The 22,906-nt window shown below is 55.2% G+C and carries 27 protein-coding genes; 14 read left to right on the top strand and 13 right to left on the bottom strand.

The genetic code is table 11. The features are described 5' to 3' along the window. The first annotated feature begins 5 nt into the window (after window positions 1–5). Together R0137_RS07300 and R0137_RS07295 are read left to right on the top strand one after the other, a co-directional pair. On the top strand, window positions 6–548 hold the full coding sequence (locus tag R0137_RS07300; RefSeq protein WP_407329704.1) for a phosphoheptose isomerase: 543 nt from the start codon (window positions 6–8) through the stop codon (window positions 546–548). A gap of 94 nt (window positions 549–642) precedes the next feature. After that, entirely contained in the window at window positions 643–1,218 is a 576-nt protein-coding gene (locus R0137_RS07295) for a BON domain-containing protein (protein WP_407329703.1), read from the top strand. Window positions 1,219–1,275: 57 nt separating this feature from the next. Here the strand turns inward: R0137_RS07295 and R0137_RS07290 are convergent, their stop codons facing one another. From R0137_RS07290 to zapE, 7 genes are all read right to left on the bottom strand, one after another. Then, window positions 1,276–1,671, bottom strand: a complete 396-nt coding sequence (locus tag R0137_RS07290; RefSeq protein ID WP_407329701.1) for a ClpXP protease specificity-enhancing factor — start codon at window positions 1,669–1,671, stop codon at window positions 1,276–1,278. A 15-nt stretch (window positions 1,672–1,686) separates the two neighbouring features. Then, window positions 1,687–2,292 carry a glutathione S-transferase N-terminal domain-containing protein gene (locus tag R0137_RS07285; protein WP_407329700.1) on the bottom strand — a complete coding sequence of 202 codons (606 nt, stop codon included), beginning with the start codon at window positions 2,290–2,292 and terminating at the stop codon, window positions 1,687–1,689. 326 nt (window positions 2,293–2,618) lie between these two features. Further along, a complete protein-coding gene (locus R0137_RS07280; protein ID WP_407329699.1) occupies window positions 2,619–4,649 on the bottom strand; it encodes a ubiquinol-cytochrome c reductase in 2,031 nt (676 codons plus the stop codon). Continuing rightward, on the bottom strand, window positions 4,649–5,272 hold the full coding sequence (gene petA / locus R0137_RS07275; protein WP_407329697.1) for a ubiquinol-cytochrome c reductase iron-sulfur subunit: 624 nt from the start codon (window positions 5,270–5,272) through the stop codon (window positions 4,649–4,651). The genes R0137_RS07280 and petA overlap by 1 nt, the downstream gene beginning before the upstream one ends. 339 nt (window positions 5,273–5,611) lie before the next feature. After that, a complete protein-coding gene (gene rpsI, locus R0137_RS07270) occupies window positions 5,612–6,004 on the bottom strand; it encodes a 30S ribosomal protein S9 (RefSeq protein WP_405271423.1) in 393 nt (130 codons plus the stop codon). A gap of 8 nt (window positions 6,005–6,012) precedes the next feature. Further along, complete coding sequence (rplM, locus tag R0137_RS07265; protein WP_405271422.1) at window positions 6,013–6,441, bottom strand: 50S ribosomal protein L13; 429 nt, start codon at window positions 6,439–6,441, stop codon at window positions 6,013–6,015. 162 nt (window positions 6,442–6,603) lie between these two features. After that, window positions 6,604–7,701 carry a cell division protein ZapE gene (gene zapE, locus R0137_RS07260; RefSeq protein WP_407329988.1) on the bottom strand — a complete coding sequence of 366 codons (1,098 nt, stop codon included), beginning with the start codon at window positions 7,699–7,701 and terminating at the stop codon, window positions 6,604–6,606. Window positions 7,702–7,886: 185 nt separating this feature from the next. Here zapE and R0137_RS07255 point away from each other — a divergent pair, with 185 nt between their 5' ends. Further along, window positions 7,887–8,363: a YhcB family protein gene (locus R0137_RS07255; protein WP_407329694.1), complete on the top strand. Its 477-nt coding sequence runs from the start codon at window positions 7,887–7,889 to the stop codon at window positions 8,361–8,363. 59 nt (window positions 8,364–8,422) lie between these two features. Here R0137_RS07255 and R0137_RS07250 read toward each other — a convergent pair whose 3' ends face one another. Further along, complete coding sequence (locus R0137_RS07250) at window positions 8,423–9,184, bottom strand: Nif3-like dinuclear metal center hexameric protein (RefSeq protein WP_407329692.1); 762 nt, start codon at window positions 9,182–9,184, stop codon at window positions 8,423–8,425. 75 nt (window positions 9,185–9,259) lie between these two features. Between R0137_RS07250 and R0137_RS07245 the strand changes: the two genes are divergently transcribed. Next, complete coding sequence (locus tag R0137_RS07245; protein WP_407329691.1) at window positions 9,260–10,354, top strand: trypsin-like peptidase domain-containing protein; 1,095 nt, start codon at window positions 9,260–9,262, stop codon at window positions 10,352–10,354. A 91-nt stretch (window positions 10,355–10,445) separates the two neighbouring features. Here R0137_RS07245 and hisD read toward each other — a convergent pair whose 3' ends face one another. The 5 genes from hisD to R0137_RS07220 form a co-directional block, all read right to left on the bottom strand. Then, a complete protein-coding gene (gene hisD, locus R0137_RS07240; protein ID WP_407329689.1) occupies window positions 10,446–11,747 on the bottom strand; it encodes a histidinol dehydrogenase in 1,302 nt (433 codons plus the stop codon). Further along, on the bottom strand, window positions 11,747–12,397 hold the full coding sequence (gene hisG, locus R0137_RS07235) for an ATP phosphoribosyltransferase (protein ID WP_407329688.1): 651 nt from the start codon (window positions 12,395–12,397) through the stop codon (window positions 11,747–11,749). Before hisG ends, hisD begins: the two co-directional genes overlap by 1 nt. 21 nt (window positions 12,398–12,418) lie before the next feature. Beyond that, a complete protein-coding gene (gene murA, locus R0137_RS07230) occupies window positions 12,419–13,681 on the bottom strand; it encodes a UDP-N-acetylglucosamine 1-carboxyvinyltransferase (RefSeq protein ID WP_407329686.1) in 1,263 nt (420 codons plus the stop codon). Between the two features lie 15 nt (window positions 13,682–13,696). After that, window positions 13,697–13,939, bottom strand: coding sequence for a BolA family protein (locus R0137_RS07225; RefSeq protein WP_407329685.1), 243 nt, complete (start codon window positions 13,937–13,939; stop codon window positions 13,697–13,699). 127 nt (window positions 13,940–14,066) lie between these two features. Then, a complete protein-coding gene (locus R0137_RS07220) occupies window positions 14,067–14,768 on the bottom strand; it encodes a phospholipid-binding protein MlaC (RefSeq protein WP_407329684.1) in 702 nt (233 codons plus the stop codon). A 221-nt stretch (window positions 14,769–14,989) separates the two neighbouring features. On the opposite strand from R0137_RS07220, the gene R0137_RS07215 reads away from it, so the two are divergent. The 10 genes from R0137_RS07215 (at window position 14,990) to rapZ (ending at window position 22,900) form a co-directional block, all read left to right on the top strand. Then, window positions 14,990–15,970 carry a calcium/sodium antiporter gene (locus R0137_RS07215; protein WP_407329682.1) on the top strand — a complete coding sequence of 327 codons (981 nt, stop codon included), beginning with the start codon at window positions 14,990–14,992 and terminating at the stop codon, window positions 15,968–15,970. A 6-nt stretch (window positions 15,971–15,976) separates the two neighbouring features. After that, window positions 15,977–16,954, top strand: a complete 978-nt coding sequence (locus R0137_RS07210) for a KpsF/GutQ family sugar-phosphate isomerase (RefSeq protein WP_407329681.1) — start codon at window positions 15,977–15,979, stop codon at window positions 16,952–16,954. Then, window positions 16,951–17,466: a KdsC family phosphatase gene (locus R0137_RS07205; protein WP_407329680.1), complete on the top strand. Its 516-nt coding sequence runs from the start codon at window positions 16,951–16,953 to the stop codon at window positions 17,464–17,466. The genes R0137_RS07210 and R0137_RS07205 overlap by 4 nt, the downstream gene beginning before the upstream one ends. A gap of 35 nt (window positions 17,467–17,501) precedes the next feature. Further along, on the top strand, window positions 17,502–18,041 hold the full coding sequence (gene lptC / locus R0137_RS07200) for an LPS export ABC transporter periplasmic protein LptC (RefSeq protein ID WP_407329678.1): 540 nt from the start codon (window positions 17,502–17,504) through the stop codon (window positions 18,039–18,041). Continuing rightward, window positions 18,025–18,681 (top strand): lipopolysaccharide transport periplasmic protein LptA, encoded by a 657-nt coding sequence (lptA, locus tag R0137_RS07195; protein WP_407329676.1) that lies wholly within the window; start codon window positions 18,025–18,027, stop codon window positions 18,679–18,681. The genes lptC and lptA overlap by 17 nt, the downstream gene beginning before the upstream one ends. Next, the gene (gene lptB, locus R0137_RS07190; RefSeq protein ID WP_407329674.1) at window positions 18,659–19,384 is read left to right on the top strand and encodes an LPS export ABC transporter ATP-binding protein; all 726 of its coding nucleotides are present in this window, start codon (window positions 18,659–18,661) and stop codon (window positions 19,382–19,384) included. The genes lptA and lptB overlap by 23 nt, the downstream gene beginning before the upstream one ends. A 281-nt stretch (window positions 19,385–19,665) precedes the next feature. Further along, window positions 19,666–21,150 (top strand): RNA polymerase factor sigma-54, encoded by a 1,485-nt coding sequence (locus tag R0137_RS07185; protein WP_407329673.1) that lies wholly within the window; start codon window positions 19,666–19,668, stop codon window positions 21,148–21,150. Window positions 21,151–21,220: 70 nt separating this feature from the next. Then, on the top strand, window positions 21,221–21,508 hold the full coding sequence (hpf, locus tag R0137_RS07180) for a ribosome hibernation-promoting factor, HPF/YfiA family (RefSeq protein WP_405273658.1): 288 nt from the start codon (window positions 21,221–21,223) through the stop codon (window positions 21,506–21,508). A 46-nt stretch (window positions 21,509–21,554) separates the two neighbouring features. Next, on the top strand, window positions 21,555–22,046 hold the full coding sequence (locus R0137_RS07175) for a PTS sugar transporter subunit IIA (RefSeq protein WP_407329671.1): 492 nt from the start codon (window positions 21,555–21,557) through the stop codon (window positions 22,044–22,046). After that, window positions 22,046–22,900: an RNase adapter RapZ gene (rapZ, locus tag R0137_RS07170; protein WP_407329669.1), complete on the top strand. Its 855-nt coding sequence runs from the start codon at window positions 22,046–22,048 to the stop codon at window positions 22,898–22,900. The genes R0137_RS07175 and rapZ overlap by 1 nt, the downstream gene beginning before the upstream one ends. The last annotated feature ends 6 nt before the right edge of the window (window positions 22,901–22,906 follow it).

Genomic DNA, 22,906 nt, shown 5'->3' with positions numbered 1-22,906 from the left:
CACGAATGAACGAAGAAGATTACGAGCGCACCGCCTCGAGCTTTCACCGACGGATAGAAACGATCGCTAATGCCGTGGACACCATGGCGCCGGGGCTGGCGACCGCAACATCCCTCCTGACGCAAGCTATGCTAGACGATCGCAAGATACTGGTATGTGCCTGCGGCCGAGATGCAACGCTTGCGAGCCATGTTGCCGTGGTACTGAGAACTCCCATGGACGCCGCCCCGGCACTGCCAGCGATCGCACTTCACAGCGACAGTGATAGTGGCGACGCTGGGCACTGGCGCGATTTACGCACCTTATCTCGAGACGGCGACATACTTCTGAGTATCGATACCCGCTCCGATATCGCTGTTGCCCAAAAGTACATCCAATTCGCTGAAACAAGAAACCTAGTCGTAATCTCGCTGTCTGAAAAAGTAGAACTTTCCGGCGGCGCCTGCATAGAATTGCACGCCGAGGATCAAGATTTGCGAAGCGAGCTGGCGTTTATGGCCAGCCACTGCCTTCGGGAACACATTAAACAAATGCTACTGGGAGAATGAACTAGCTATGTCGCGCCGCCTATTTTCAGCGACCACTTTGCTTTTAACGAATACCTTTTTTTCGAGGACCGATTCTTTTTTGAGGACCGCCTCTTTGTCGAAGAGCGCCTTCGGGATTCTGCTCCTGGCTTGCCTGCCCGTCCTGCAGGGATGCGGCTCTCTGCTGGCTACCTTCGAATCAGATGCCATAGAAGATGATCCCGGCGAACGGACTTTCTCTCAGCGCATCGCCGACGAATCTATCGAAACAAAGGCCGTGGTCAATCTCCACGCGGCCGACGACAGGTTCGATCAGGGCCATCTCGTGATTCAGAGCTACAACGGTTACGTCTTGATCGCTGGACAAGTGCCTGAAGAAGAACTCCGGCAAAAGGCAAACGATGTTGTACGTAAGATTCGCGACGTGCGGCGTATTTACAACGAACTGGAAGTCGCCGCAGCGAGTTCCGCGATGACCAGAGCGTCCGACACCTGGATCGCCAACAAGGTGAAGACCTTCCTTCTCACCAGCGGCGATACGCCGGGACTCCGCGTGAAGGTCGTGGCTGAAGACGGTGTAGTGTTCCTTTTGGGCATGGTGACCCGTGAGGAAGGCGATCGCATCGCCGAGGAGGCGGCAGACACCTCAGGGGTTCAGCGAGTAGTTAGATTGTTTGAGTACATCGACTAGAGAGCCATCTACAAGAGCTATCCACAGTCAAAAAGCCACCCGCAATCGATAAAGAACTTATTTTACGACGGTGAGACTCGGTTTCCCTGCGCGTCGAAACGGCGTGGGCTCGTTTCCGCCCTCTGGGGCTGGGTCATCATCGTCATCCTCCGGCTCGAAAGCCATGCCCTGACCATTCTCGCGTGCGTAGATACCCAGAATCGCCGCCATCGGCATGAACACATCCGTAGGCTTCCCTCCGAAACGACCGTTGAAGCTCACACAATCGTCTGCCAGCTGGAGCTCGATCACAGCCGAGGGCGATAAATTAAGAACAATTTGACCGTCCTTAACGTACTCCTCAGGAACATCCACACCAGGCGCGGTTGCATCCACTATCACGTGAGGGGTGCAGTCGTTGTCGACGATCCACTCGTAGAGAGCTCTAAGAAGATAAGGTCGACTAGAGTTCACAGATAAAGTCCGCGTCTAGAGACGCATCTCGCGCTCTTGCTCTGTAAGGCTCTGCTGAAAAGACTCTCGCTTAAAGAGCTGGTCCATGTAGGCGAACAAAGGCTTGGACTGTTTGCTGGGGCGAATATCGATACCCAGACTAGGCAGTCGCCAAAGAATGGGGGCAATACAGCAATCAACCAAAGTGAACTCGTCATTCATGAAAAACGGCTTCTCGGCGAAAATGGGCGCAATCGCGAGGATACCCTCACGCAGCTCTTTCACCGAGCGTTTAACAACGTTATCGCTACGCGAGTTCTGAATCGAGTCGATGAGTGTGCACCAGTCGTGCTCAATGCGATGCATGAACAAGCGGCTTTCCGCACGAGCCACGGGATAAACCGGCAAGAGTGGCGGATGCGGAAAACGCTCATCCAGATACTCCATCATCACGCGAGTTTCGTACAGAGAAAGCTCTCGATCAACCAGCGTTGGCAAAGAATTGTAAGGGTTATGCTCAGACATCTCCCTGGGTGGGTGTGCAGGATCCACATCGATAATGTCGGCGGTGACGCCTTTCTCAGCCAATACAATTCGTACTCGATGACTGAAGTGTGAAGTTGGATCTGAATAAAAAATCATGGATGTCTATACGCCTGTATTGTGCTTTCGCTGATATGCCTGAACTTGAGCTGATGTGCATGGGCTCGAGCTTGTGGATCTCAGCTCGAGCGAGCTTCCCTTAAATTATCTGCTTGAAACGCGCGTTTTTCAGACGCCCGTGTTGGAACGTCTTTAACCGGCGCTCCCGACCTTCCGTGCATGGTCGTAATAAACGCCAGCGCGGTATTCTAAACCAAGAAACGGCAGCGCAGGGTTTCTATCCCCATCGCCACCGTTTTCTGCAGGCACGGCACTTGTGAACCCAGCCGAGCCGCCCGAGTCAAACAGCTATAGTACCGACCCGATTAGTGAACGTCCTTCCAGTATTCACGATTGAGAAGCGTCGCAAACACAAAGAATATCGCGATAAAGAGCAATGAATAAATTCCGATACGCTGACGATCAGCCTTGATGGGCTCCGCGACGTAAGCGAGAAAATTCACCAGGTCGTAGGTTGCCTCATCAAACTCTTCGGTCGACATCGTGCCAGCTTCAACGACTTCTAGCGTGCCGCACGGGTCACTGTGATCAGCCATTTGCGTGCCTGACAGAGGCTCCATTTCACCGTGCCCAGCACCTGGAGCACAGGCCATCAGGCCCTGAAGGTCAAGCAATGCATGAGGCATACCGACATTTGGAAACACCCGGTTGTTAACACCATAGGGGCGTGACGGATCTTCGTAGAATGCTCGCAAATAGGTATATAGCCAGTTAGGGTTCCTCGCTCGCGCAACTAGCGTGAGATCGGGAGGTGCAGCACCAAACCACACCTTCGCTCGATCCTTATCCATCGCGTTACTCATCAGCGACCCAACCTTTACCTCTGGATCAGCAATGATGTTGCCGCGCATCAAGTCTTCCGGAATTCCGAGATCTTCAGACACACGGTTATAACGAGCGTACTGCAGTGAGTGACAACCCATGCAGTAGTTCATATAAACCTTTGCGCCATTCTGCAGCGAGCTCGTGTTGCCCATATCCATCTCTACCTTGTCGCAGGGCATCGTGCCGCAATCGAATGCAGACTCAGCACCCACGACTTTGAGAGGAATAATCGTCAGGGCCAGGATAAGAATCAGGCCGGCAAGAGATCCGAAGATGCCGATACCACCGTCCATGGTCACACGCTCGGGGACGGGTTTGGCTTTATCCATGCTCGACCAAATCGGCATGAACAAGAAGAAGCCGAAGTAGAAAATTGAGCAGATTTGCGCAAGGAAGGTTCTCGCCGGAGTCGGCGACTTCACACCCAGAACGCCCAGGATCAAGAACGATGCAACAAACAACACCAACATCACCTTGTTCAGATTACCGCGGTAGCGCCAGGACTTTATCGGCGATCGATCAAGCCATGGCAAAACAAACGGGATAGCCACACTGGCGGCGAAGGCGACAAAGCCCCAGAACTTATCGGGGACCGCGCGCAATACGGAGTAGAAAGGTGTGAAGTACCATACAGGCGCAATGTGGTCCGGTGTTTTCAGTGCATTAGCTTCTTCGAAATTCGCATACTCGAGGAAGAATCCACCCATTTCCGGCATGAAAAACATGATTGCACAGAACACGAAGAGGAATACCGCAATCGCCTGTACGTCATGCACGCTGTAGTAAGGGTGAAAGCGAATGCCGTCCAGAGGAATACCATCGGGTCCCTTGTTCTTCTTGATCTCAACACCGTCAGGGTTGTTGGAGCCCACCTCGTGCAAAGCCAAAATGTGCAGTACGACCAGCGCCAGCAACACTATGGGTAATGCAACAACGTGTAGTGCGAAGAAGCGGTTCAGCGTAATACCCGAGATCAGGTAGTCACCACGGATCCAGGTGACGATGTCTTCGCCCACTACCGGTATAGCGCCAAACAGCGAAATGATCACCTGTGCACCCCAGTAGGACATCTGCCCCCAGGGCAGTACGTAACCCACGAAAGCTTCAGCCATCAAGAGCACGAAGATCAACATACCGAAGACCCAGAGCAGCTCCCGGGGCTTCTTGTAAGAGCCATAAATCATAGCTCTGAACATGTGCAGATAGACAACAATGAAGAACGCCGACGCACCCGTGGAGTGCATGTAGCGCAGAATCCAGCCGTAATCCACGTCCCGCATGATGTACTCGACGGACGCGAAGGCGTTTTCAGCACTCGGGGTGTAATTCATCGTCAACCACACGCCCGTAAGCAGCTGGTTGACCAGCACTAGTAGCGAAAAAACGCCAAAGTAGTACCAAAAGTTAAAATTCTTGGGCGCGTAATATTCACCCATGTGCGTGTTCCACGCACGAGTGATGGGAAGACGCTCGTCAACCCAATCGCGTAATCCGACCAGCATATTGGCCATCAGACTGCCTCCGCATCAACGCCAATAACAAGGACGCTTTGTGTTTCGAATGAGTAAGGGGGAACTACCAGATTAGATGAAGCTGGCACGCCTGAGTACACACGCCCCGCTAAATCAAATTTTGAACCGTGACAGGGACAGAAAAAGCCGCCCACCCACGCATCACCTCCCAAATCTGCCGCACCTACCTCGGGTCGAAACTTCGGCGCGCAACCAAGGTGCGTGCAGAGTCCCTCAACCACCAACAGCTCAGGGCGTATGCTCCGCTCTTTGCTAGAGATGTAAGTGGGCTGCTTGGAGATCGCCGAATCCGGATCTTTGAGTTCTCCATCGACTTTGTCGAGATTAGCGATCATTTCCGGAGTACGATGAACCACATACACGGGCTTACCACGCCACTCCACGACAACCATCTGACCGGGCTCCAGTTTGCCGATATCGGCTTTCACTGGCGCTCCCGCTGCCTTTGCTTTCGCGGAGGGGTTCCAGGAACCCAGGAACGGCACGGCAATACCTACTGCTCCGGCTGCACCTACTGCAGTTGTGGCAACCGTCAGAAAACGACGACGGTTATTGTCGACTTCTGACTCAGCACTCTCGCTGGTCGCTGTGACACTGGACATATTGATTGGTCTCCTGTTACTTCGATGCCAACACTCTGGGCGCGACACTACACACTTTTGTACGCTGTTGAGTAGAACTTCGATTGGTTCTACGCAGCAAAAACGTCGCCCAAGCGCCAGATTTCACAGCGTTTATTCTACCGTAAACCGGGCGCACGAATGGTAAAGACTTTAGGCCCTTCAAACAAGGAAACTGGGGCCTTTTTACGCCACAAACCCTTGATTTGTCTCAAAACTTGGACAAAAACTACCGCACAAAAAAAACCCGGCCGGTTATTCCGGTCGGGCTTTTTTTGACAAACCACGACCTCCTTGTAAGAGGCCGCGTTGCTAGGCGTATTAGCGCTTGGAGAACTGTGGACGCTTACGCGCCTTTCGCAATCCAACCTTCTTACGCTCGACCTCACGGGCATCACGGGTTACAAAGCCCGCACCACGCAAGGTGCCGCGAAGCGCTTCGTCGTACTCCATGAGCGCACGTGTGATGCCATGACGTATCGCACCGGCCTGACCGAAGCTCCCGCCGCCCTCGACAGTCACCTTAATGTCGAATTTGCCGATCAGGTCTACCAGCTCAAGAGGCTGTCGAACGATCATTCGTGCCACTTCGCGGCCGAAGTACTGATCCAAAGGACGCTGATTAACTGTGATATCGCCGCCGCCATTGCGCAGAAAAACTCGCGCTGTGGAGGTCTTACGACGCCCGGTTCCGTAATACTGAGTTGCGCTCATTGTTTCTCCTAAACCTGCAGCGGCTGAGGCTGCTGCGCGGCGTGCGGATGTGCATCACCGGCGTATACCTTGAGTTTGCTGAACATCGCGCGGCCCAGAGGGTTACGCGGCAACATGCCTTTAACAGCACCCTGAATAACACGCTCAGGGGCTTTGTCGATCAACTTTTCGAAAGACATGGACTTGAGGCCACCGGGATATCCCGTGTGACGGTGATACATCTTATCGGTACGCTTGGCTCCGGTAACGTGAACCTTCTCCGCATTGATCACGACGATGTAATCGCCAGTGTCTATGTGCGGTGTGTACTCGGCCTTGTGCTTCCCGCGCAGGCGGTGGGCGATTTCACTGGCCAAACGGCCGAGCGTTTTATCGGTGGCGTCAACGACATACCAGTCGTGGCTGACTTCGCCGACTTTAGCGCTATAAGTTTTCATGGGTTTCGCCTCAAAAGGGCCAAAAAAAGAGCGCGAATACTACTGAAACCCCATGGTCTTGGCAAGCTGTAATTCAATAAGATTTACACTCTTTTTTGACCGCGTTACCACCCAGGAAACCCGTGCTCGCGGGCGGCGGCACCTACCGCCCTATCGCTTTCTCTAGGGACGATGCTCTAAGGCCAGATAGTCGTGGGATTGCATTTCGAACAAGCGAGACTCAGTGCGGGCAAACTCGAAGCTCAAACGCGTTCCGTGGTAGAGCTCTGTTGCAGGGACTTCGGCGGCAATCACGAGTTTTACGCTCCTGTCATAGAACTCATCAACCAGATTAATGAAGCGCCGACACAAATCATCTTGAGCAGAGCCCATTTTTGGCACTCCCGAAAGGACCACTGCGTGAAACTCTCGCGCCAGCTCTATGTAGTCATTTTGAGACCGAGGGCCATCGCATAGCTCGGGAAACTCAAACCAGGCCACATCATCTGCAAGACAGCGGCAGGTCAGATACCGTCCATTTATCTCTATTCTCTGCCAGTGTTGAATGGTGTCCGGCGCTAAACGCTGAAAACTATCGGTCAGACTGGCATCTGCCTCAGCGCCGAGAGGATAGTGGTACAACTTGGCCTGCTCGAGGGTCCGCAAGCGGTAGTCAACGCCCGCATCAACGGTAAGCACCTCCGTGTGCCGCTGGAGGAGCTCGATGGCGGGGAGAAACCGCGCGCGCTGCAGGCCATTTTCATAAAGGCCGGCCGGAGCAATGTTTGAAGTAGCAACCAAGGCAATACCACGCTGAAAAATTGCCTCAAGAAAGTTCGCCAAAATCATAGCGTCCGCTATATCGCTGACGAAAAACTCATCAAAACAAATAATCTCAGCCTCGCCGGCGAGCTTTTCGCCAACTCGATCGATGGGGTTTTTCTCCCCTTCAAGCTCGGCAAGCTCCCTGTGCACGCGCTGCATAAACCGGTGAAAGTGCACGCGTAGCTTCTTTTCGAAGGGAAGGCTTTCGTAAAACGCATCCATGAGGTAGGTCTTACCTCGCCCTACCCCACCCCAGAAATAGAGACCCTTCTCGGGCTCCACAGACTTGCGGAACCTGCGTCCGAGCCGAGCGGTAACAGTCTGACCCCGCCTATGTCGATCCACCACGCGATCATAAAGATCCTGCAGACGACGCACCGCCGCCTCCTGCGCCTCATCGTGACTGAAGTCGTCTCGCCTTAAGTCTTCTTGGTAACGCTGCCAGGGTGTCAGCACGTTGTTGTGGAGTCCAATGTTGTCGCGTTCAAAGTTGTCGCGCACCAACCTCTCGCGACCTTCTACTCTAAGGGTCAAAGCGCGATACCTTACTCGCGGAGCTCTACTTTTGGCAATCTCGCTACCAAGCTGTCACGAAGCAACGCTATACTCGCAGGCCAACATAGAATCTTGAGGAATTGCTTGTGAACACCGGTATGGATGAATCCTTTGTCTTCGCTATTGCGGGCGCCGTTATCGGCCTGCTGATTGGCTACTTTGCCGGTCGACGCACGGCACCCGGCAGCGAAACCGCACGGGAGCTTGGCGAGAAGCTGGAGCAGGCGGAGTCCGCCCGGGAGCGTTATGAGCAGCGAGTGAATTCCCACTTTGCGGATACTGCTAGCAAGCTCAACGCCCTCACCGCCAACTACCGGGACGTTTATGAGCATATTGCAGAAAGCGCCGCAGAGCTCTGCTCAGATGATGAGGCCTCCCGTTTTCAGGCTCTCGAAGCGCCAAAAGAACCGGAACATGACACCATTGAGGCAGACAGCGTGGTGGTAGAACCTCCTCGCGACTACGCTGCCAAAACATCTCCTGATGACCCCGGCGTGCTCGACGAGCGTTTTGGTTTGGATGGCGAAGAGACGCCGCCCGAGGACTCAAGCACGCGTAGCTAGGGCCAGAGTTTGGGCTACGGCGCCTTTACCGCACTTGTGGATTAGCCCACCCGGTTGTATCAGACTGGATTATCACAATCGATAAACGACCATTCCAGGCCAAAGGTCTCCGCGAGTGAAGCGGCCAGGGCCTGGACACCATAGCGCTCGGTCGCGTGATGACCTGCAGCGATATACGCAATGCCCAATTCTCGCGCTGCGTGCACCGTAGGTTCAGATATTTCCCCGGAGATAAACAGATCCGCTCCCGCCGCTGCCGCTTTCTCGATGTAACCCTGTGCAGCTCCAGTACACCACGCTACGCGCTCAACGGATGTTTTAGGGTCTCCAATCAACAAGGGACGCCGACTCGTTAGGGTAAGCACCTTGTCGACTACCTCCTCCAGCTCCATCGGATGAGCCAGTCGGCCCAGATTACCCACGGCCCTAGTGTCGCTCTTATCCAGAGGTTCAAAATCGGTAAAACCAAGGAGCTTTCCCCACTGCGCGTTGTTACCCAACTCAGGATGCGCATCCAGGGGTAAATGATAGGCCAAGAGACTCATATCGGCCGACAAGAGCGTGCCAAGGCGTTTACGCTTCATGCCGACTATTTGGGCGGACTCACCGCGCCAGAAGTACCCATGATGCACAACCAACGCATCTGCTCCCCAAGCTACAGCGGCGTCCAACACTGATTGATTAGCTGTGACCGCAGCAGCTAGGCGCGCTACCGTTCCGCGGCCCTCAACCTGCAGGCCATTCGGGCAATAGTCATTAAAGCGCGAGGAATCCAGCACGCTGTCGCAATGCTTGAGCAAATCCTTAAGTTCAACTGTCATGCGACTTCCTGAGGTCATATGAATGGGGCTGGGGCATCATATACAATCGCATTTCTTTATGACTAGAGAGGGCGCATGCGCGCTTTTCTTAAATTTTTTACATGGCCGGCTATTGCCGGTGCCCTCTGCGCGCTGCTGATCTTGCAGCAATGGGTGCTGCCTAACCCCAGCGCGGAGCGCAGTGCCGTTGCTCGCGACAGCTTCAGACAGGCGGTAGCCAGCGCCACTCCTTCGGTGGTCAACATTTACACAGAGAAACGCGTCGCGTCGGCAAACAGCCGTATGCTCAATAACCCCCTTATGCCCATCCCCCGGGGAGCGCCACGACAACAGGTAGAGCGTTCTCTGGGCTCAGGCGTCATCATGCGGGAAAACGGTTACATCCTGACTAACAACCACGTCATTGATGGCGCTGATGCAATTCAGGTTCTGCTCAGTGACGGGCGTTCTGCCGCAGCCCAGGTAGTTGGCAGCGATCGAGCGACGGACTTAGCGGCTCTCAAAGTCGATCTCGACGGACTAAGCGCTGTAACCATTGCGAACTCCGACCTCTTATCTGTGGGAGACGTGGTGCTCGCGATTGGTAACCCCCTTGGCTTTGGCCATTCTGTGACACAGGGGATCGTTTCCGGACTGGGTCGTTTTGGCCTCAGCCCCGGAACCTACGAGGGCTTCATCCAGACTGATGCCGTCATTCATGCCGGCAACTCTGGCGGCGCTCTAGTCGACGTGAACGGCGCATTGGTAGGCATCAACAGCTGGATCTACGCCTCCAACGAGGGTGGCAGTGGAAGCTCCGTAGGCATCGGTATTTCCCTCGCAATCCCCTCGAGCTTTGCAGAATTTGTAATGGACGATTTGATTCGCTTTGGACGAGTCATACGAGGCTGGCTGGGCGTGCAGGTGGAACAAATACCTGGAGACGCCCTAAATGATCAACGTCTACTGGTACGTGGCGTGGCCAACGGTGGTCCCGCGGCACGCGCCGGGCTTCAAGCGGGCGATATCATCACCCACTTCAATGACGATGCAATTGAAGACGTGCGCTTGGCAATGTACGAGGTATCGCTCCTTCGCCCCGGAGACAAACTCATGATGAGCGTTTCTCGAGAATCTGTCCCAGTGGAACTCACGGCGATTATCGGCACGCAACCCGACGCAACTGAGTAAGCCGAGTAAGCTGAAAGAGTCCACTCTGAGTTCAGCGAGTTGGATGACCGGCAAACAAACCGGCTGAGTTTACGCCGAGCTGAGTAGTGGTCTAATCAGCTATCCGCATTGCCGCACTTCTGGCATGGGCGGTCAGCGACTCCCCCTCGGCCAAAACCTTGGCAATTCGAGCAAGAGGGGCCGCCCCCTCAGAACTACAGTGAATAATCGAGCTGCGCTTTTGGAAGTCATACACCCCTAAAGGGGAGAAGAATCGCGCTGAGCCGGAGGTGGGCAATACGTGATTGGGTCCTGCGCAGTAATCTCCCAGCGCTTCGCAGCTGTGGATCCCCATAAAAATCGCGCCGGCCGCTTCGATTAGTGGCAGCAATGCCTCCGGGTCCGCAACGGCGAGCTCTAGATGTTCGGGCGCGAGGCGATTGCTGATCTCAGCCGCATGGGAAATATCTCGCGTTTTGATCAGGGCTCCGCGGCGAGCGAGCGACGCTTCGATAATCGCAGAGCGCTCCATTTGCGGTAGCAATCTATCAACGGCAGCATCCACGGCATCGATGTAATCACTATCGGGGCACAGCATAAGGGCCTGAGCACTTTCGTCATGCTCCGCTTGGGAAAAGAGATCCATCGCCATCCATTCGGGATCCGCGCTGCCGTCGGCAATGATCAGTATTTCTGAGGGTCCGGCAATCATATCGATACCGACTTTGCCAAATACTTGGCGCTTGGCCTCGGCCACAAATCGATTGCCCGGACCTACGATCTTGTCCACCCTGGGTATGCCCGTGGTCCCATAAGCGAGGGCGGCGACCGCCTGGGCCCCACCCACGCAAAACAAACGATCAACTCCTGCAAGCGCGGCGGCGGCGAGTACCAATGGATTGCGCTCCCCATCGGGGGTCGGCGCAACCATAACAATCTCGGAGACTCCGGCGACCCGAGCGGGGATGGCATTCATCAACACCGAAGAGGGGTAGCTGGCCTTACCGCCGGGAACATATACGCCGACGCGCTCCAAGGGCGTCACGCGTTGTCCCAAGCGATTGCCCAGACCGTCATCAAAACTCCAGTCTTCCCCCAATTGATTGCGGTGAAAGACTTCTATACGACTTGCCGCTTCACTGAGAGCGGCTCGTTGCGTCTCGGGCAGGTCGTGAAGGGCACTCTCAAGCTCGTCCCGCGAGACCTCAAGTTCAGCGAGGCTTGCCGCATCGAGTTGATCAAAGCGTTGCGTGTATTCCAGAAGCGCTGCGTCACCCCGGCTCAGAACATCCGAAATAATCCCGGCGACGGTTGACGTAACGTCGCTTCCCCCCCTTTCCCCGCTTTCCGTAGGTACCTCGAGATCAGCCAATGCCGACTCGAAACCCACGGCGCTGCCATCAAGGCGACGCATTAGGCTGCTGGCTCCAGCTCAGTAACCGCACGATCGATGGCATCGATAAGGTGATTAATAGCGCCGTGCCGCGAGCGCATGGAGGCTTTATTGACGATGAGCCGGGAAGTGACCTGCGCGATCTCGTCGAGGGGCTCCATGTCATTGGCACGCAAGGTGTTCCCCGTATCGACAATATCCACAATCATATCTGCAAGCTGCATAGCAGGAGCCAACTCCATGGCGCCATAGAGTTTGATGAGCTCCACCTGAACGCCACGCTGAGCAAAGTAGTCTCTCGCGACATTTACAAACTTGGTGGCAACGCGGATGCGACGGGCAGGCCAGTCAAAATCTATCGGTGCTGCCGTCATGAGCCTGCAGGGAGCAATACCCAAATCCAGCGGCTCGTAAACGCCCTCGCTCCCTTGCTCAAGCAGCGTATCCTTTCCTACCACACCCAAGTCAGCTGCACCGTGGCGAACATAGACTGGTACGTCCACGCCGCGCATAACCACAATCTGGACGTCATCTCGGGTAGTCGGGAACACCAGCTTGCGACTCTTGCTCATGTCCTCAAGAGGCTCTACCCCGGCCCGCGCCAGAAGCGGTAAGGTTTCTTTGAGGATGCGTCCCTTGGTTAAAGCCAGGGTGAGTTTGCCCGTTTCCATGCCGTCAGCCTAATCGTTGCGCTAGTCCACGAGTCGCCGAATATCGGCGCCAAGGGCCTGTAACTTTTCTTCGATGCACTCATAGCCGCGATCGATATGGTAGATGCGGTCAATCAGGGTTTCACCGGTGGCTACCATGCCCGCGATCACCAGACTTGCAGAAGCCCGTAAATCTGTCGCCATCACGGGCGCACCCGCAATGCTCGCCTGCCCAACAATAATCGCGGTGTTGCCCTCGATGGTGATCTTGGCTCCCATACGATTCATTTCATGGGTTTGTATCAAGCGATTTTCAAACACGGTCTCAGTCACCGTTGCGGTCCCATCAGCGATAGCATTCATCGCGGTAAACTGCGCCTGCATATCCGTTGGAAACCCCGGGTAAGGCGCGGTACGGATACTCACTGCTTTAGGGCGAAGCCCATGCATATCCAGAGTAATCCAGTCTTCGCCGCAACTGATATCTGCGCCCGCTTCCTCTAGCTTCTGCAGCACGACTTCCAGGTGCTCGGCGCGCGCTTCACGCAAATGCAGCTTTCCGCCCGTTGCCGCAGCCGCTACTAGGTAGGTGCCGGCTTCAATACGATCCGGCATGACATCAAAGTGGCAGCCATGGAGCTTTTCCACACCATCGATCACCATCCGATCGGTGCCGTGTCCTGTGATCCGTGCACCCATGGCGATAAGGCACTTGGCCAAATCAACCACTTCCGGCTCACGAGCCGCGTTTTCCAGTACGGTTTGGCCTTCAGCAAGCGTTGCGGCCATCATGAGATTTTCTGTACCACCGACGGTGACAGTTTCCATGACGATGTGCGCACCGCGAAGACGCCCCTCTACCGACGCATTAATGTAACCACCCTCTACATCAATAGTCGCCCCCATAGCTTCGAGGCCACGCAAATGCAGATCCACCGGTCGACTACCAATGGCGCAACCACCGGGAAAAGAAACCCGGGCCTTGCCAAAGCGCGCCACCATCGGCCCCAAGACCAAAATCGACGCGCGCATGGTTTTTACCAACTCGTAGGGCGCAGAACAGTCGCTAAGGGTGCTGGCATCGACCTCAATGCTCATCTTCTCGTCAATGGTAAGCCCCACCCCCATGCATCCCAGCAGCTCAATCATCGTAGTGATGTCGTGCAGATGAGGAAGGTTTCCGATGGTGACGAGCTCGTCGGACAGAAGCGTCGCCGCGAGGATCGGTAGAGCCGCATTTTTGGCGCCAGAGATGCGCAGCTCGCCTTCGAGACGTGCACCCCCTTTAATCAATAACTTATCCATACTTGAAGAGCGCTATCAGGCGCTCTGCTCCTCCCACTCTGCAGGAGTAAAAGTGCGTATATTGACGGCGTGGATGCTGCCGGAGGCGATAGCTTCGTTAATCGTGGCGTAGACCGTTTGCTGTTTACGCACCGGCCGCATGTCGGCAAACACCTCGCTCACCACAGTGATATCGTAATTCGCGCCAGAACCTTCGACGTTTACCGTAGCGCCTTCAAGAGCATCGCTAACCATTCCCTCAACAGTTTTAGCGTCCACTGCTGTACTCCTATATCCCGGCAAAGCGGGTAATCATAAAAAAAGGGTGGCGATTGTAGGGGAAAGTGCCGGAAAAATCGCGAATTTCAGTAATGGATTCGCGACACCCCGAGCTGTAGCGATATCCCTATTCGGCGGCAGTTTCCACCGTCCAGTTGGCTATCACCTTATCGATATCCCCGCCATAACGGCGAGCGGCGGACTCAAACTGACTGCGGAAAATTTGACCAAGATTCACGTTCTCCACAATTAGATTGCGCATACGCCAATCTCCAGCCTTATCGCGGGCCATGAGGTACACAACCACGTAGGGCTGGGCTTCGTCACTGTAAATTAGCTGCCTGAGCGTTGCTCGGTTCGACGAGGCATCCGACGGCTCGCTATCATCCAGCTCAACGCGAGATCCACCAAAAGCGAGCAAGCCCTTGCTGTAGGTGCGTACCAAACCCGCACGCATGGTGTCGGTAAACCGCTCCAACTGATCTTTGAGCTGCTCCCGGCCTGCCTCATCCAAACTTCGGTAACGGGCACCGGTGGCGTACTCCCCCATCACGCCTCGGGCGAAACCGCGAAAGTCGACGATGGGATCAAGCACCGTGTGCACTTCCTGATAGTAACGTTCGGGATCGTCATCGACGTAGGCTCGCGCCTCTTCGATGACCGCCAACACCGCATCGGTTGTTTGGCGAAGTGTTTCTTGTGCGGTCAAAGCCGTCGACTCGGTGTTATCCTGAGCCCCTACGCTTGGCGCGACCGACACGACAAGCAGCCCCGCTATAAGCGCAACAGAGGCGACCATCGAACGTGCCCAATTCCTTTGCGAAAACATGTTTCCTTCCTTAAGACTGCTGGCCTGATTGATCAGAGCGGTTATACTCGGCTACCCGCAACTTGGACCGAGCCAAATCGGGGCGAAAAGTGTACACGCTTTTCCCTCTGACTCGTATGACAGCATCGACACCCTTCAGGTTCAATCTTCAATTCGGCCCCCGCTACAAGCTTTCACCCAGCTTGGGGTTCAGTGATGCATAAACTGAGCAATCAAACCGAATGTTGATCCCACTGCTGACCGTTCTAGCCGCCTTTGCTGTGCTGATGTGGAGCGCCGATATTTTTGTTGCAGGTGCCGCCTCTATTGCCGGCAACCTCGGTATGTCACCGGTTGTAGTCGGCCTAACTATTGTTTCGCTGGGTACCTCTGCGCCGGAAATCTTGGTCTCGGTGACTGCCGCGCTTGCAGGATCTGGCGGACTGGCAATCGGCAACGCAGTCGGGTCAAACATTGCAAATATTGGCCTGGTCTTAGGTATTACGGTGCTGGTAGTACCCATTCAGGTGCATCCGGGCTGTATGCGTTCGGAGCTACCGACGTTGTTGGTGGTGACCGCAGGCACCGGCTTGCTCCTGCTAGATGTGGAGCTGGAAAGAAGCGACGCCATACTCATGCTTACAGCGCTGGTACTTATCCTCGCGCAAATGATTCGGTCGCAGATTCGCGACCCTGAAGTCGCAGAAGACGCCGCCGCTGAGGACGAAGACCTACCGCACCTCAGTCCGGTGAGAGCCTGGAGCGCTTTCGCGGTCGGGCTGATCCTGCTGGTAGGCAGCTCAAAAGCACTGGTCTGGGGCGCAAGCGTCATAGCCATGAAATTTGGCGTACCCGAGTTGATCATCGGGCTGACTATAGTGGCCGTGGGCACCAGCCTCCCGGAGCTGGCCGCCACACTTGCTAGCGCCCTTCGTGGTCACGCCGAAATTGCCATCGGCAACATCGTCGGCTCCAACCTCTTCAACTTACTCGCGGTTATGGCCATGCCTGGTTTACTGGCCCCGGAGCAGCTGCCCTACAACTTTTTATTCCGAGACTACGGCGCCATGTGCATCGCCACGATACTGATGGCCGCGGCCGCTTATCTCGGCCTTCGGCATCGGAGTGCCAAACCAGGCCACTCCTACCTTGGTAGAGGTGTAGGCACGCTGTTCTGCCTCGGATATGGCCTGTACTATTACGGGCTTTACGTAAGCCTGTAGATCGTTATGACTGAACCCGCCCGCTACCTGTCCTCCGCGCAGCGCACGATTCGCATGGAAGCTGAAGCCGTTGCCGCGCTTGAATCACGCATCGGAGGTGAGTTCGAAAAAGCCTGTGAGCTGATCCTAAAAGTGAGTGGGCGCACCGTTGTTACGGGCATGGGCAAGTCAGGCCATGTAGGCGGAAAAATTGCGGCCACGCTAGCCAGCACCGGGACCCCCGCTTTTTTTGTTCACCCTGGCGAAGCAAGTCACGGAGACATGGGCATGATTACCGCTGATGACTGCGTTATCGCGCTGTCCAATAGCGGCACTACCCCGGAAGTACTGATGCTGGTCCCACTGCTGAAGCGACTCGGCATACCGCTGATAAGCATGACAGGGGCGCCGGACTCCGCTTTAGCCCTTGCCTCAGACGCCCACATCAACACTGGGGTAGATGTCGAAGCTTGCCCTCTTGATCTAGCCCCCACATCCAGTACCACGAGTACTCTAGTCATGGGAGACGCACTGGCAATCGCATTACTAGAAGCGCGCGGTTTTACGGCTGAGGACTTTGCTTTTTCCCATCCGGGTGGTGCTTTGGGTCGCAAGCTTCTGCTCAAGATTGACGACGTTATGCGTCATGGCAAGGCGATACCGCGAGTGTCAGAGCATACACCCCTTGCTGATGCCCTCCTGGAGATAAGCGCCAAGGGACTGGGAATGACGACCGTAACTGCCGCAGGCAATGACGAACTTCTCGGTGTATTCACCGACGGCGATCTTCGAAGAGCGCTGGACGAACAGGTGGATATAAAAAACACGCACATCGGCGATCTCATGACGCGCTCACCGGCCACAGTGCATACCGGCATGCTGGCGGCGGAAGCGCTGCGCATTATGGAAGAGCGTCACATCAGTGCATTGGTCGTGCTCGACGAAGAGCAAAAGATTGCGGGCGTGGTTAATCTTTTGGCACTGCTTGAGGCTGGCATAGCATGAACGCAGATATCGCGCGAGACATTAAACTCCTCGCCTTGGATGTCGACGGCGTTTTGACAGATGGGCGCATCACCTATGGCAATGATGGCGAAGAGCTGAAATCCTTCAATATCAAAGATGGTCTTGGGATCAAACTTATCCAGGCCGCGGGGGTCGAAGTAACTATCATCACTGGGCGGCAATCGAATATTGTTGATCGTCGTGCAAAGGAGTTAGGGATAAAAACAATCGTGCAAGGTCGCGAAGACAAGCTCAGTGCACTGCTGGAGATATGCGAAGCTCGAGGGCTTGCCGTGCGCGAGTGCGCCTACATGGGCGATGACCTACCCGATCTTGCTGCAGTGCGCGCCGCAGGTATTGGCATGACTGTCGCCGATGCGAGCGTAGCATTGCTCGCGGCTGCAGACTGGCAGTCGAGCTTGCCCGGTGGAAATGGTGCCGTAAGAGAAGCTTGCGAAACGCTCTTGCACGCCCGCGGTCAACTTGCCGCAGCGGAAGCCGCATTCCAGTGACCGCCGGTAAGAGCCGTCGAGGCGTCAGAAAACGCTTGTCTATTCCGCTACTTCTCTGCGCTGGTTTATTGCTCTACACGCTGCTCGCCCCCACCCCCCGATTGATCACAGAAAGTGCTGCGCCAAAGACTGACGCGCGCATCCCCCAGAGTTATGCCCAAGATGTATCAGTGAATGACTTTGACGTAACGGGCGCATTGCAGGGGAACACGCAGGCAACATCGTTACGACGCTTTCCGAGCGAAGGCATCATCGAGCTGGATGAACCTAAGCGTTACAACTACACAGCAGACGGCGAGTGGTTCGCCAGCGCCCAAACTGGCCAGCTACGCGAGACGACCGAGGTTCTCGTGTTGGATCAGGAAGTACGTCTCCAGTACGACACGGAGAACGTGCAGTTTCTCACCGACCGCATGATTATCAACATGCCCAAGCAAGCGGCGCGAAGCACTGCAAGCGTTCGGATCTGGCAAGCAGACAACGAAACTATCGCGGACCAGATCTACATTAACCTCAGCCGCCAGGTCGCTTCCCTAAGCGGCGCTGTCAGAACTGTGTATGTTCCAGAGAATTAAGTCCTTGAATGCGCATATGCTCTGTGCGACGTCAGCGGTGTTCGCCCTATGCCTAGTGTTTACGGGACTACTGGCACCAGGTTTAGCCCTGGCCTTACCTGATGATCGATTACAGTCTATCGAGATAACTGCCGCGCGCGCCGTGCGCGATGAGCGGGCTGGATTCACAGTCTACAGCGGTGACGTGATCATGCAGCAGGGCAGCCTGCACATTACGGCGGACAAAATTACGATTTTTCATGATAGCGAGGCCGCCGATCGCATCATCGCCATCGGCGAGCCCGCAACCCTGCGACAGCAACCCGAGATCGACAAAGGTTTTGTCACTGCAAGTGCGGGACGCATCGTGTATCAAAAATCTCGCGAGTGGGTGCAGCTGCGTGAAGCTGCGGTGATCGAACAAGACGGCGCGGTGGTCAGCGGTGAGTCCATTGACTATTTCATGGCCGAGCAGCGCGTCCGCGCTGACGCAGACTCTGACGATGCTAATGGCCGAGTGCAAGTCATCATACCCGCTGCAGTGATTGAGGCAGAATCCAGCGACAACGCCGAGCCGGAATCTTCCGCAGTAAACAACACCTCAATCCCGCCCACGCAGGATGCTTCGGGAGGCGTCGATGGCGACCCTGACGGCGCGTAACCTCGCGAAAGCGTATCGCGGGCGCAAGGTAGTACGCGATGTCAGCCTCGAGGTGCAAAGCGCGCAGGTTGTAGGACTACTGGGTCCCAACGGCGCGGGAAAAACCACCTGCTTCTACATGATCGTCGGAATCGTGGCCTCAGATGCTGGCGACATACTCATCGACGAGAAAAGCATCACGGCGCTGCCCATGCACGAACGCGCTCGTCGCGGTATCGGCTATCTACCGCAAGAGGCCTCCATTTTTCGGCGTATGAGCGTCGGGGACAATATCTTAGCCATTCTTGAAACCCGCAAAGATCTGAATCGTGCGGAACGTCAAAAACGCCGGGATGAGCTTCTTGAAGAGTTCCATGTGGGCCACCTCAAAGAGAGCCTTGGACAGGCTCTGTCCGGAGGGGAACGGCGTCGCGTGGAGATTGCGCGAGCCCTGGCCATGGAACCCAAGTTCATTCTTCTGGATGAACCCTTTGCCGGTGTTGACCCCATCTCCGTAGGTGACATTAAAAACATCATTCGTCACCTTCAATCCCGAGGTATTGGCGTTCTGATTACCGACCACAATGTTCGGGAAACGCTGGATATCTGCGAGACCGCTTACATTGTTGGCGAAGGTCACATCATTGCTGAGGGCAGCCCGGAAGACGTTCTCGACAACGCTAAAGTGCGAAAGACTTACCTCGGCGAAAACTTCCGCTTGTAAGCGATGGGAAAACGCGCGATGAATTTTTGCGTTTTCCTTACGTGGCCTTTCGTCTCCCTGCCCCCATAAAACCTCCATCGCACTACCACAATGCAATAAATGCGCCAAGACGTTGCGTGGACCTTAGCGCAAGCCTACACTGACGATATAAGGCTGGCATTGAACCAGCCTAAATTGGGGATGTGCGACCGCCTTGTTGAGGCGATAGCGTACGTAATAGCGCATTCGAAAGCGGCTTTAGACCGCAGGTGCGTAGCGCAATTAAGCGGGACTAGTGCGCGATGAAGCAGGGATTACACCTTAAGCTCGGTCAACAGCTGACGATGACGCCGCAGTTGCAACAGGCGATCCGTCTGCTGCAACTCAGCACATTGGACTTACAGCAGGAAATTGAGCAGGCGCTGCAAGAAAACCCCATGCTTGAGGTAGAAGAAGATCAGGCTGACACTCCGGAAACGTCCAGCAGTGACGATTCGGGAAACCACGAAGGCCCCCTCGATAACCCCGAACGCAGTACCAATGTTGATGAGGCCTCGGCAGAGGGTGAGTTTGAGCCCAACATGCCTGATGACCTGCCCGTGGACACCCAATGGGAAGACATCCTCCCCTCAAGCGCGCCTCCGCCCTCCGATGGAGGCGGCGGAGAAGACTTCGACTTTGACAGCCGCAACCGCAGCAGTGAGAGTCTTCAGGATCACCTACGCTGGCAGTTGAACCTGACTCGGCTATCCGATAGCGACCGTATTGTGGCTTTGGCAATTATCGACGCCACAGATGCCAACGGCCGCTTTAACAGCACCGTAGAAGACATGCTTGAGCTGTTCCCGCCAGAGCTGGAAGTTGAGCAAGAGGAAGTAACGGCCGTACTCCATGCCTTACAGCAGTTTGAACCCGTGGGCGTTTTCGCAAGAGATCTGCAGGAGTGCCTCCAGTTACAGCTTAAGCAAATAGAGCCCGATACTCCGTGGCTGGATCAGGCGAAGATCTTAATCAATCGTCATCTCAATCAACTCAGTAGCGGTGACTACGCGCAAATCATGCGGCGCATGAAGCTATCTGAGGATGACCTGCGTGGCGCGCTGAAACTCGTACAGTCCCTGGACCCTCTGCCAGGCAAGCAGTTTGGCGACGATGACACCGAATACATCGTGCCGGACGTTTTTGTCAGTCGTAAAGAAGGTCGCTGGGTTGTAGAGCTCAATCCCGACACCGCCCCGCGTCTGCGCATCAACGATCATTACGCTGGCATGATTAAGCGTGCCGATAACAGCGCCGACAACAGCTACCTCCGGGATAACTTACAGGAAGCTAAGTGGTTCCTTAAAAGCCTCCAGAGTCGAAACGAAACCATGATGAAGGTGTCTACAGAGATAGTAAGACGCCAGCGCAACTTCCTCGAATACGGAGAAGAAGCAATGAAGCCCCTGGTGTTACATGACATCGCAGAGGCCGTAGAAATGCATGAGTCGACCATCTCGAGGGTCACCACGCGGAAGTACATGCACACCCCGCGGGGTATTTTCGAACTCAAGTACTTTTTCTCCAGCCATGTGGCGACTACCAGTGGTGGCGCCTGCTCATCAACAGCAATTCGCGCCCTGATTAGAAAACTTATCGCAGCGGAGAACCCTCGTAAGCCGTTGTCCGACAGCAAGTTGGCAGAACTGTTAGAAGGCCAGGGAATTCAAGTGGCCCGAAGAACCATCGCAAAATACCGGGACAGCCTCAGCATCCCACCGTCGAATGAGCGAAAGAGGCTTGTTTAGACGAATCGGCGCGGCGAAGCGCCAGAACAGATCGACACTGACGTAGCAAAACTAAAACAAGGAGAAGCGCATGCAAATTGTAATCAGCGGACACCACGTCGACGTCACGGATGCCCTACGGGAGTATGTAGAGGCCAAGTTTGAGCGTTTGCAGCGGCATTACAGCCAGATTAGTAAGTCGGAGGTGACGCTCATCGTAGAAAAAATGGTACAGAAGGCCGAGGCCACTGTGCACATCGCCGGAAAAGACCTGTTTGCCGCAGCCGACTCAGAAGACATGTACGCGGCGATCGACGCTCTGGTGGACAAACTTGACCGGCAACTGATCAAGCACAAAGAAAAGAATCGACCCCACTGAGCGCCGCGGGGCGCCTACGAAGTAACCAATGCAAGCGATACACACCATGAGCCAAGATCTATCCCATGCCGCGAATATTGTCAGCGATTTGCTGACGCCCTCGCGGAGCCTTTGTCAGATTCCCGGCGGCGGAAAGAAACGCCTGTTTGAACTCGTAGCCGACGTTCTGGGGAGCGAAAAAGATGAGTTCCATCCCGACGAGTTAGTCGCCGGAATGCTCGCCAGAGAGAAGCTTGGTAGTACCGCCCTTGGCAACGGTATCGCTATCCCCCATTGCCGCCTAAACGACTGTGAAACCCCTTGTGGCGTGCTTCTAACCCTCTCTAGCAGCGGGGATTTCGACGCGCCGGATGATGATGAGGTTGACTTGATCTTTGCCTTGGTGGTGCCCAGCGAAGCCACGCAGGAACACCTGAACCTCCTCGCCGATCTTGCACGACTTTTTTCGCAACCGGATTTTTGCGATGCGCTCAGAGGCTGCACCAGTAACGAGTCTCTCTTTGAGACTGCAAGCAACTGGAACTCAGGCAGCCGGTAGTGGACTTGATCATCATCAGTGGTCGCTCGGGCTCCGGTAAAAGTACCGCTCTGCACCAGCTTGAAGACGAGGGCTATTACGCCATTGATAACCTCCCTGCGTCACTTTTGCCTGCACTGGTCCGCGACACCGGCCCCGGTTTACCGGATCATTTCCGCGGAATAGCTGTATGTATCGATGCTCGCAACGCTTTTCGAGATTTGCAGGGGTTTAACGCAACGCTGGAGTCTCTTCCCGAAGAAGTGCAGCACCGGATCCTCTATCTGGATGCTGATGAAGCGACGCTCATCAAGCGCTTTAGCGAGACACGTAGGCGGCACCCTCTAACCAACGAGAATCTGCCGCTGGCTGAAGCCATTCGCTATGAAAGCGAACTTCTGGACCCCTTAGCCGCGCAAGCCACACTGACCCTCGATACCCGGGCCATGACAATCTATGAGTTACGGGACGCCATTCGCCAAAGGCTGGTAGGTTCAGAAGCAGAAGAAATGGCGATTTTGTTTCAATCCTTCGGCTTTAAGCGTGGCGTCCCGGGCGATGCCGATCTCATTTTTGATCTGCGTCTTCTGCCAAACCCTCACTGGTCACCAGAGCTTCGTAAGAAAACCGGTGAAGACCCGGCGGTGGTTGAGTACCTCGAAGGCCACGAGATCACACAGCAACTCTTTGATGACATAGCAGGCTTTATAGAGCGCTGGGTGCCCGCTTATCAAAAGAGTAGCCGCAGTTATCTCACCGTCGCCCTGGGATGTACGGGCGGACAACATCGCTCCGTCTACATGGCACATCGACTCCATGCTCATTTTCAGGGTCAGCTTTCGCAGCTACAGCTCCGTCATCGAGAGCTTCAGTAGGCATCA

Origin of the sequence: Congregibacter brevis (assembly GCF_045689245.1) — a bacterium.
Lineage (GTDB): Bacteria > Pseudomonadota > Gammaproteobacteria > Pseudomonadales > Halieaceae > Congregibacter > Congregibacter brevis.
Note: the sequence above shows the minus strand (reverse complement) of the source record. Positions and strands in the feature narration are given on the sequence as shown.